The following is a 9,845-nucleotide window of genomic DNA, read 5'->3' on the forward strand; positions in this document are numbered from 1 at the left end:
GCGCCTCCTGCCGGAGCGCGCCGGCTCAGAGCTTGCGGAGGACCGCCACGACCTTGCCGAGGACGGTGGCCTCGTCGCCCGGGATCGGGTCGTAGTTCGGGTTGTGCGGGACCAGCCAGACGTGGCCGTCCCGGCGCTTGAAGGTCTTGACGGTGGCCTCGCCGTCGATCATCGCCGCCACGATGTCGCCGCTCTCCGCGACCGGCTGCTGGCGGACGACCACCCAGTCGCCGTCGGCGATGGCGGCCTCGATCATCGAGTCACCGGTCACCTGGAGCAGGAAGAGCGTGCCCTCGCCGACCAGCTGCTTGGGCAGGGCGAAGACGTCCTCGATGCTCTCCTCGGCGAGGATGGGGCCACCGGCGGCGATCCGGCCCACGAGGGGGACGTAGGAGGCGGTGGGACGGCTGACCGGCGTCTCGTCGCTCCCCGCGTCGGGGTCCACCCACAGCACGGGCTCACCGGGCAGGCGGACCTCCAGCGCGCGGGGCCGGTGCGGGTCACGCCTCAGGTAGCCCTTGCGCTGCAACGCCGTCAACTGGTGGGACACGCTGGAGGTGCTGGTGAGCTGCACCGCCTCGCCGATCTCACGCATCGAGGGCGGATAGCCGCGCTGCTGCACGGAGTCGCGGATCACCTCAAGGATCTTGCGCTGCCTGGGGGTGAGGCCGAGGGAGTCACGCCTGCGCACCGCCAGGTCACTGGGGGCCGCGCCGTTCTCATTGCGCTCGCTCATGCGATCTCCTCGCCTCCCGTTCCGTATTCCTCGTGTCGCACACAGCGACCGTACTCCTGTCGAAGATCATCTTCAAACAATTGTTCGAGTCTTCCTCGAAATCCTCGACGGCGTGGTGTACAACATCGTACGGGAGTTCGATCGACATCGTGTTCGATTCGCCGATCTTTCCGCTGCCCGGGTCCGGGCGCGGGGAGGGGGGAGCGTGTGAGGACGACCGGGCAGGAGCGGCGATCCCGGCGGGCGGCCGGGCGGGCACGGGCATCGGAGCAGGGGGTCGGGCGGGCCTGGGTTCCCGAGCGGGCGGGGCGGGCGCGGACGCCCGACCAGGCGGTGGGGTGGGCGAAGACCCCCGACCGGGCGGGGGGGTGGGGGCGGTGGCCCGGGCCGGAAGGACGGCCGGAGCCCGGGCGGCCGCGCCTGCGGGTGCTGGAGGGAGGGCGGTCCGGGGCGATGCGCGACGCTCCCCGCTCCGGAGGAAGGCGCCAGGGGCCGGCGCGGAGCGCCGGGGACGCCGGGAACGTCAGTGGAACCGGAGGTGTCCGGGGCGCCGTTCGAGGCGTCGGGAGGGCTCAGGGCGTCCGAGGCGCTCGAGGCGCGAAGGATGCCGGCGGCGTCGGAGGTGCCGGGGGCGCCAGAGGTGCCGGAGGCGTCCGGCGCGCTTCCGCGCCGCCGGTCAGGCTCACCCGCAGGGGCCGGGTCGTGGCGGTGCTCGCACTCGTCCTGCTGGCCCTCGGCCTGCTCTGGGCGATCATCCGTCTCCTCCCCGCCTGACACACCCGGTGGGCGCCCGGACGGCGCGCTCGGGTGGTGCGACCGGGGGTGCGCACCCGGAGGCGGCGTGTCCGGGGTGCGGGCCGGGAGGGTGCGGTGTCCGGGTGGTGCGACCGGGGGTGCGAACCCGGAGGCGGCGTGTCCGGGGTGCGGGCCGGGAGGGTGCGGTGTCCGGGTGGTGCGACCGGGGGTGCGAACCCGGAGGCGGCGTGTCCGGGAGACGATCGGACCGGCCGGAGCCGGTCGTGAACGGCCGCCGTGTCACGGGCGGTGGCGGCCGTCCGGTACCCTCGTCCGGCCTGCGGCGTGGCCTGGTCCGAGATCGCGGGCCGGGATCGGGCCCGCTCTGACCTGCGCGGCCGCTTACCCGGCCGGGCGCTCCGGAGGCGTCGACGGGACCCGCGGGGACGGGGCGGAGAGGTGCGGCGGAGCGGGGCGGCGGGCAGGCCCCCTCGGAGCGGGGCGGGACGGCGCACGCCGGGTCCGGGGAGAGGCCTCCGGCGGCCGGGGAAGGGCGACACGCCCGGCTCGCGGTCCTGATCTGCGGCTTCACTCGGGTCTCGCCGATCAACTTGCGTTCATGGTCGCGCACTTCTACGGTTGCACCACAACATCTAGTGGCACCACCCACTCAGTCTCACCATAAGTTGTGTTTCTGTTACCGCACTCCGCCTTCGCCGGCGGATTCAGTGCGGGCATCGCGCATGGAATGACGTGAGGCCGGCGGGGCAGGTGTGACACCCGGCAGGCCAAGGAGGCGACGCACGTGCACTGTCCGTTCTGTCGCCACCCTGACACGCGGGTCATCGACAGCCGGTCCACCGAGGACGGCGCGGCCATCCGCCGCCGGCGCACGTGCCCGGAGTGCGGGCGCAGGTTCACCACGCAGGAGACGGTGCTCCTCATGGTGGGCAAGCGCAGCGGGGTGACCGAGCCCTTCTCCAGGGACAAGGTGATCGCCGGGGTCCGGCGGGCGTGCCAGGGACGGCCCGTCAGCGAGGACTCCCTGGCCCAGCTCGGCCAGCGCGTCGAGGAGAGCATCCGGGGGACCGGAGCCGCGGAGATCCCCGCCCACGAGGTCGGTCTGGCGATCCTGGGCCCGCTCCGCGAGCTGGACGAGGTGGCCTACCTCCGCTTCGCCTCGGTCTACCGGGGGTTCGAGACGCTGGCCGACTTCGAGGCCGAGATCAGGCAGCTGCGGGCGGAGCGTTCCGCCCAGCAGGACGCCGAGCAGGACTGAACAAGAAGTCAATCCCCGGGCGCCGGGGGAGTCGAGCGGCGCGTTGATGTGGTCGGAAGGGCTCCGGCGGGGGCCCGGAAGGGGGAAGTCATGACGGAGACGGTCAGCGGCACGGCGGCGCGCGGAGGCAAGCGCCCGCGCAAGGGGCTGAAGATGAAGCGCGTCTTCACCACCCCCGGCGTGCACCCGTACGACGAGGTGGCGTGGGAGCGCCGTGACGTCGTCATGACCAACTGGCGTGACGGCTCGGTCAACTTCGAGCAGCGCGGCGTGGAGTTCCCCGCCTCCTGGTCGGTCAACGCCGCCAACATCGTCACCACCAAGTACTTCCGGGGCGCCGTCGGCACCCCGCAGCGCGAGTGGAGCCTCAAGCAGCTCGTCGACCGCGTGGTGGGCGTCTACACCAGGACCGGCGTCGAGAACGGCTACTTCGCGACCGACGAGGACGCCGAGATCTTCGACCACGAGCTCAAGCACGCCCTGGTCCACCAGGTCTTCAGCTTCAACTCCCCGGTGTGGTTCAACGTCGGCACCGCCTCGCCCCAGCAGGTCAGCGCCTGCTTCATCCTGTCCGTCGACGACCAGATGGAGTCCATCCTCGACTGGTACAAGGAAGAGGGTGTGATCTTCAAGGGCGGTTCCGGCTCCGGGGTGAACCTCTCCCGGATCCGCTCCTCCAAGGAGCTGCTCTCCAGCGGCGGCACCGCCAGCGGCCCGGTCTCCTTCATGCGCGGCGCGGACGCCTCCGCCGGCACGATCAAGTCTGGCGGCGCCACCCGCCGGGCGGCCAAGATGGTCGTCCTCGACGTCGACCACCCCGACATCGAGGAGTTCATCGAGACCAAGGCGCGCGAGGAGGACAAGGTCCGCGCGCTGCGCGACGCCGGGTTCGACATGGACCTGGGCGGCAAGGACATCGTCTCCGTCCAGTACCAGAACGCCAACAACTCCGTGCGCGTCTCCGACGAGTTCATGCGCGCGGTGGAGAAGGGCGAGAAGTTCGGCCTGCGCGCCCGCCTCACCGGCGAGGTCATCGAGGAGGTCGACGCCCGCGACCTGTTCCGCAAGATGGCGACCGCGGCCTGGGAGTGCGCCGACCCCGGCATCCAGTACGACGACACGATCAACGACTGGCACACCTGCCCGGAGACCGGCCGCATCACCGCCTCGAACCCGTGCTCGGAGTACGTCCACCTGGACAACTCCTCCTGCAACCTGGCGAGCATCAACCTGCTGAAGTTCCTCTCCGGCGACGGCTCCTTCGACGTCGAGAACTTCGTGAAGATCACCGAGCTGATCATCACCGCGATGGACATCTCGATCTGCTTCGCCGACTTCCCGACCGAGAAGATCGGCGAGACCACCCGCGCCTACCGCCAGCTCGGCATCGGCTACGCCAACCTGGGCGCCCTGCTGATGGCCACCGGCCACGCCTACGACTCCGACGGGGGCCGGGCCATCGCCGCCGCCATCACCTCGCTGATGACCGGCGCCTCCTACCGGCGCAGCGCCGAGCTGGCCGGCATCGTGGGGCCGTACGACGGCTACGCCCGCAACGCCGAGGCGCACAAGCGCGTCATGCGCAAGCACGCAGGCGCCAACGACACGCTGCGCACGCTGGAGACCATGGACCGGGCGATCCACGCCGAGGCGTCCCGCCAGTGGGCCGAGTGCCTCAAGCTCGGCGAGAAGAACGGCTACCGCAACGCCCAGGCCTCGCTGCTGGCGCCCACCGGCACCATCGGGCTCATGATGGACTGCGACACCACGGGCGTCGAGCCCGACCTGTCGCTGGTGAAGTTCAAGAAGCTCGTCGGCGGCGGCTCCATGCAGATCGTGAACCAGACGATCCCGCGGGCCCTGGCGAGGCTCGGCTACCAGCAGGAGCAGGCCGAGGCCATCGTCGAGTACATCGCCGAGCACGGCCACGTCGTCGACGCCCCCGGCCTGCGCCGCGAGCACTACGAGGTGTTCGACTGCGCCATGGGCGAGCGGGCCATCGCGCCCATGGGCCACGTCCGGATGATGGCCGCGGTCCAGCCGTTCCTGTCCGGGGCGATCTCCAAGACCGTCAACCTGCCGGAGTCGGCCACGATCGACGACATCGAGCAGGTCTACCTGGAGGGCTGGAAGCTCGGCCTGAAGGCCCTGGCCGTCTACCGCGACAACTGCAAGGTCGGTCAGCCGCTCTCCGCGGGCGGCAAGAAGGCCGCCGAGAAGAGCGAGGAGAAGGCGGCCGCCGCGGAGCCGGAGGTCAAGGTCGTCGAGATCGTCCGCCCGACCCGCCGCCGGCTGCCCAACCAGCGTCCGAGCAGCACGACCCGCTTCACCGTGGGCGGCGCCAAGGGCTACATGACCGCCTCGTCCTACCCCGACGACGGTCTCGGCGAGGTCTTCCTGAAGATGTCCAAGCAGGGCTCGACCCTCGCGGGCGTCATGGACGCCTTCTCCGTGGCCATCTCCATCGGCCTGCAGTACGGCGTGCCGCTGGAGACCTACGTCAGCAAGTTCGTCAACATGCGCTTCGACCCGGCCGGCATGACCGACGACCCGGACATCCGCATGGCCGCCTCGGTGATGGACTACATCTTCCGCCGCCTGGCGCTGGACCACCTGCCCTACGAGGAGCGTGCCGCGCTCGGCATCTTCTCCGCGGCCGAGCGCGCCGCCCAGCAGCGCGGCGAGGACCCGGCGGCGCTCCAGTCCGAGGAGGTCATGGCGGAGCTGGCCGCCTCGGCCCCGATCGAGCAGCCCAAGAGGCGCGCCGAGGAGGGCAAGGAGAGCGGGACCGCCGCCCCGGCCGAGCCGGCCCGGCAGGAGCCCGCGCGCAGCGGCTCCCTGGAGTCCCACCAGGGCCGCACCGCCGACGCTCCGCTCTGCATGACCTGCGGCACCAAGATGCGCCCGGCCGGCAGCTGCTACGTCTGCGAGGGCTGCGGCTCCACCAGCGGCTGCAGCTGATCCGAGGGAGGGCCGGTCCGGGGGAGCACACCCCGCCCGGCCCGGGAGCGGGCCCGTGGCCGGGCGGAGACGCCGGCCGCGGGCCCGCTCCCGTTTCCCGTCCCCGTTCCCGCGGAGCCGCACGGCCGTACGGCTCCGCGGGAACGGGGACGGAACAGGTCATGCGGGCCCGCCGGAGGACGGCGGGCGGTCACGGCGAGAGCCGCTCCAGGAGCTTCGCGACGCGCTCGACGTCGGCCTCGGTGGTGCGCCAGTTGCTGAAGGCGGCCCGGAGCGCGGGCACGCCGTCGTGGACGGTCGGGGTGAGGAAGGCCTCACCGGAGTCGACGATCGCCGACACCAGGTCCCCGACGCGCTCGGGCGCCTCGGCGAGGGTGAAGCAGACCACGTTGAGCCGGACCGGGGCCAGCAGGCGGTAGCCGGGCAGCGCGGCGACGCGCTCGCCGAGCAGCCCGGCCAGGGCGACGCAGCGCCGGACGATCTCGGCGTGGCCCTCGCGGCCGTAGGCGGCGAGGGTGAGCCAGGCCGGCAGGGCGCGTAGCCGCCGGGAGTTCTCCGGGGTCAGGTGGACCAGGTCCACCCGGTCCAGGTCGCCGCCGATCGGTCCGAGATAGGCGGCGGAGTTGGCGAAGACCCGGGCCTGCAGGTCGCGGCGGCGGGTGAACTGGACCGCGCTGTCGTAGGGCACGTTCAGCCACTTGTGCAGGTCCACGCAGACCGAGTCGGCCTCGCCGAGCCCGTCGACGAGGTGGGCGTGCTCCGGGGAGAGCGCGGTGAAGGCCCCGAAGGCCGCGTCCACGTGGAGCCAGAAGGGGTACCGTTCGCGCAGTGCGGTGATCGCGCGCAGATCGTCGAAGTCGACGGTGTTCACCGTCCCGGCGTTGGCCACCACGATCGCGGGCGTGCCCCCGAGCGCCTCCAGCGCCCGCTCGAGCCGGGCCGCGTCGACGGCCTCCCGTCCCGGGAGCGTGCCGACCGGCCGGAGGGCCGAGCGTCCCAGGCCGAGCATGGACAGGGCCTTGCCGATGCTGGAGTGCGGGCTGCCCGACAGGACGGGGACGTCTCCGAGCACGCCCGTCCCCTGCTCGGACACGGAGACGCCGTGCCGCTCGCCCAGCCACTCCCGGGCGACGGCCAGACCTGTGAAGTTGGACATCGTCGCGCCGCTGACGAAGGCTCCGGCGTGCTCCGCCGGCAGGCCGAACAGCTCACGCAGCCAGGCCACGGTCTCCCGTTCCAGATCGGGGGCGCCGGAGTCCAGGCCGGAAGTCGGGTTCTGGTCGAGGGCGCCGGTCAGCCAGTCGCCCGCGAGTGAGGCCGGGGTGGCCCCGCCGGTGACGAAGCCCAGATAGCGGGGGCCCGCGCTGGCCGCGAAGCCCGGCTCCCAGCGCCGGGCGAACGCCTCCAGCGCTCCCGCCGTGCCCGTCCCGGTCCCGGGCAGCGGAACGGGGTCCGGCCGGACGGGCCTCCGGGCGACCGGACGGTCGTGCAGGCCGGTCAGGAGCCGTACGGCACGGGCCCGGGTCTCGTCGAGCAGGCCGGGAAGGCGGTCGAGGTCGTCGCAGAGTCGAGGATGCATGGCACGACCGTAGAAGAGCGCGGCCTGCACGTCATGGTCCAATCACGGCAAACTGGACCAATGCTCAGCACAGCACTGGCCGGATGGCGCGACTCCGGGGCATCCCTCGCCGACTCCCTGGCGGAGGCGGTGCGCGAGGCGGTGCTCGACGGACGGATCCGGGTCGGCGACCGCCTCCCGGCCGAGCGGCGGATGGCGGTGGAACTCGGCGTCAGCCGGGGGACCGTCACCGCCGCGCTGGCCCGCCTGCGCGCACAGGGGTGGGTGGCCACCCGGCACGGCAGCGCGAGCACGGTCCGCCTGCCTGCGGAGCAGGGGGAGCGCTTCGCCCCGCTCTCGGCCGACCGGCCCGGAGCCCTAATCGACCTGCGCCGGGCCGTGCCGGCGGCCCCGGGAGGGGCCTACACCGAGGCGGTGCGGCGGGCGCTGGACCGCTCGGCGGGGATCCTGACGGAGAGCGGGGAGCCGGGGGCGGGCCTGCCCGAGCTGCGCGAACTGATCGCCCAGCGGTACACGGAGCAGGGACTGGCGACGCTTCCCGGCCAGATCCTGGTCACCTCCGGGGCCCGGGCCGCGCTGGCGCTGCTGACCGGGCACCTGCGCCCGGGCCGGATCGCGGTGGAGAACCCGGCCTACGCCGACACGCTCGCCGCCCTGCGCCGCTCCGGCGCCCGGCTCGCGCCGCTGCGGGTCACCTCCGCCGGCTGGGACCCCGGCCAGCTCGCCGCGGCCTTCCGCCAGGCCGCGGGCGGGATGGCGGTGCTGGTCCCCGACTTCCAGAACCCGACCGGCGCACTGATGGACGCCGCGACGCGCCAGGAGGTCGCCGGGCTGGCGGCCGGGCACCGGGTGACCGTAGTCGTGGACGAGACCATGCGGGACATGGACCTGCGGGACGATCCCCGCCCGGAGCCCCGTATCCGGCGGGCCGTCTGCGTCGGCTCGCTGAGCAAGACGGTGTGGGGCGGGCTGCGGGTCGGATGGATCCGCGCGTCCGCCGCGCTCGTCCGCGAGCTGCTGCTCGATCCGCTCTGCGGCCCGTGCGCCCCCGCTCCCATGGAGCAGCTGGTGGCCTGCGAGCTCCTGCCGCGCATCGGACCGGTGCTGGCCCGCCGCAGGGCCGAGCTCCGGCGGCAGCGGGACCACCTGGTGCGGCTGCTGAGCGGCGACGACGCGTGGACCTTCACCGTCCCGGACGGAGGTCTCTCCCTGTGGTTGCGGCTGTCGCGCGTGCCGGGCGACGAGCTGGCCCGGCGGGCCGTGGAACGGGGACTCGGCGTGCTTCCCGGCTCGGTGTTCTCCTCCAGCGGGAGGCTCGTGGACCGGCTCCGCCTGCCGTACACGGTCCCCGCCGGGACGCTCGAGCGGGCCGTCGCGATCCTGCGGGAGGCGGCGGGCGCGCACCGCCCGCCGGACCGGTGACCGTACGGCCCCCGGAGGACCGCCCGCCGGACCGGTGACCGTACGGCCCCCGGAAAGCGGAAGGACCCGCGGGGAGCGGGTCCTTCCGGGGTTCTCGGGTCCGGCGTCAGGCTGCGGGGGCGGGACCACTCGTGAGGGGGAAGCGGACGACGTTCCGGCCCGTGTAGGCACGCAGATCGACGACCTTGGTGTCGCCCTTCGTCCTGCGATCCGTCACGGAACGGATGTCCCGGATCTTGAGTCGCGTGACATATGGCGGCACGGCCACAAGCCTCTTCATTGAGCCCCCCGGCGTGATTGTTCCGTTATGCGCACTATGCAGTTAATCGTATAAAACGGCCGTAAAGACCTGTCGCTTAGGGTGGCCGTTTCCCCTAGAACGGCAGGAGCCGCCCCGACGGTGAGCGCAGATCCAGCTCCGGAGTGCGGGCGGGGCGGCGGCGGGCGCGCGGCCGGATGATCCCGATGCGTCGCACGGTCGTCCCCTTTCCTCTTCCTTGACTGTGACCGCTCTCACTTGACGTGTGGTTGACGGCCGTTTGCGAAGCGATGGCCGCGCTTTCCACGGCGGCAAACCTATCGGTGGGACACTCCCGCCTTCAACGGGTTTCGTCACTCCGAGGAGGGGAGATCCCACCCCGGGTGACCGCGGGCCGGCACGCGTCGGACGGGAGACCGCGGGTAGACCCCTCCCGAGGGAACACGCGTTTTCGGGGGGAAGCATGGCGCAGTGTGAAGTCTGCGGAAATGACTACGACATGAGTTTCGAGGTGCACGCGCAGGGGGCGGTGCACACCTTCGACTGCTTCGAGTGCGCGATCCAGATGATGGCGCCGATCTGCGAGCACTGCGGGGTCCGCATCGTCGGGCACGGGGTGGAGACCGGCCGGCGCTGGTTCTGCTGCGCCCACTGCGCCCGCAGCGAGGGCGCCGCCGCGATCGTCGACCGGGCGGACATCCCGGCGCAGCCGGGCGCGGAGCGGCCGGTCCGCGCGTAGGCGGTCCGCGTAGGCGGTCACGGTCGTCCCCCGGCTCTCAGTCCTGCGCGGCCGGGTCCTTCTTCCCGGCGACCAGGACGTCGCTCTGCTTTCCGGGAGCGGCAGGGGCGGCGGGGGCGGGCGGCTCCGCCGGGC

6 protein-coding genes are annotated in these 9,845 nt (G+C 72.7%); 4 read left to right on the plus strand and 2 right to left on the minus strand.

Annotated elements, in window-relative coordinates; all coding sequences use genetic code 11:
- Window positions 1-25: 25 nt before the first annotated feature.
- Entirely contained in the window at window positions 26-736 is a 711-nt protein-coding gene (gene lexA, locus ACFOWE_RS22620; RefSeq protein WP_377290982.1) for a transcriptional repressor LexA, read from the minus strand.
- 1,540 nt (window positions 737-2,276) lie between these two features.
- Here lexA and nrdR point away from each other — a divergent pair.
- Together nrdR and ACFOWE_RS22630 are read left to right on the plus strand one after the other, a co-directional pair.
- Window positions 2,277-2,750, plus strand: a complete 474-nt coding sequence (gene nrdR, locus ACFOWE_RS22625) for a transcriptional regulator NrdR (RefSeq protein WP_377290984.1) — start codon at window positions 2,277-2,279, stop codon at window positions 2,748-2,750.
- A 90-nt stretch (window positions 2,751-2,840) separates the two neighbouring features.
- Window positions 2,841-5,711 carry a vitamin B12-dependent ribonucleotide reductase gene (locus ACFOWE_RS22630; protein ID WP_377290986.1) on the plus strand — a complete coding sequence of 957 codons (2,871 nt, stop codon included), beginning with the start codon at window positions 2,841-2,843 and terminating at the stop codon, window positions 5,709-5,711.
- Window positions 5,712-5,901: 190 nt separating this feature from the next.
- On the opposite strand, the gene ACFOWE_RS22635 is transcribed toward ACFOWE_RS22630, so the two are convergent.
- Window positions 5,902-7,290 (minus strand): pyridoxal phosphate-dependent decarboxylase family protein, encoded by a 1,389-nt coding sequence (locus ACFOWE_RS22635; protein WP_377290988.1) that lies wholly within the window; start codon window positions 7,288-7,290, stop codon window positions 5,902-5,904.
- A 60-nt stretch (window positions 7,291-7,350) separates the two neighbouring features.
- On the opposite strand from ACFOWE_RS22635, the gene ACFOWE_RS22640 reads away from it, so the two are divergent.
- Window positions 7,351-8,712: an aminotransferase-like domain-containing protein gene (locus ACFOWE_RS22640; RefSeq protein ID WP_377290990.1), complete on the plus strand. Its 1,362-nt coding sequence runs from the start codon at window positions 7,351-7,353 to the stop codon at window positions 8,710-8,712.
- A 758-nt stretch (window positions 8,713-9,470) separates the two neighbouring features.
- Window positions 9,471-9,710, plus strand: coding sequence for a hypothetical protein (locus ACFOWE_RS22645; protein ID WP_377290992.1), 240 nt, complete (start codon window positions 9,471-9,473; stop codon window positions 9,708-9,710).
- The last annotated feature ends 135 nt before the right edge of the window (window positions 9,711-9,845 follow it).

This window comes from Planomonospora corallina (assembly GCF_042650625.1).
GTDB classification, from domain to species: Bacteria; Actinomycetota; Actinomycetes; order Streptosporangiales; family Streptosporangiaceae; genus Planomonospora_B; species Planomonospora_B corallina.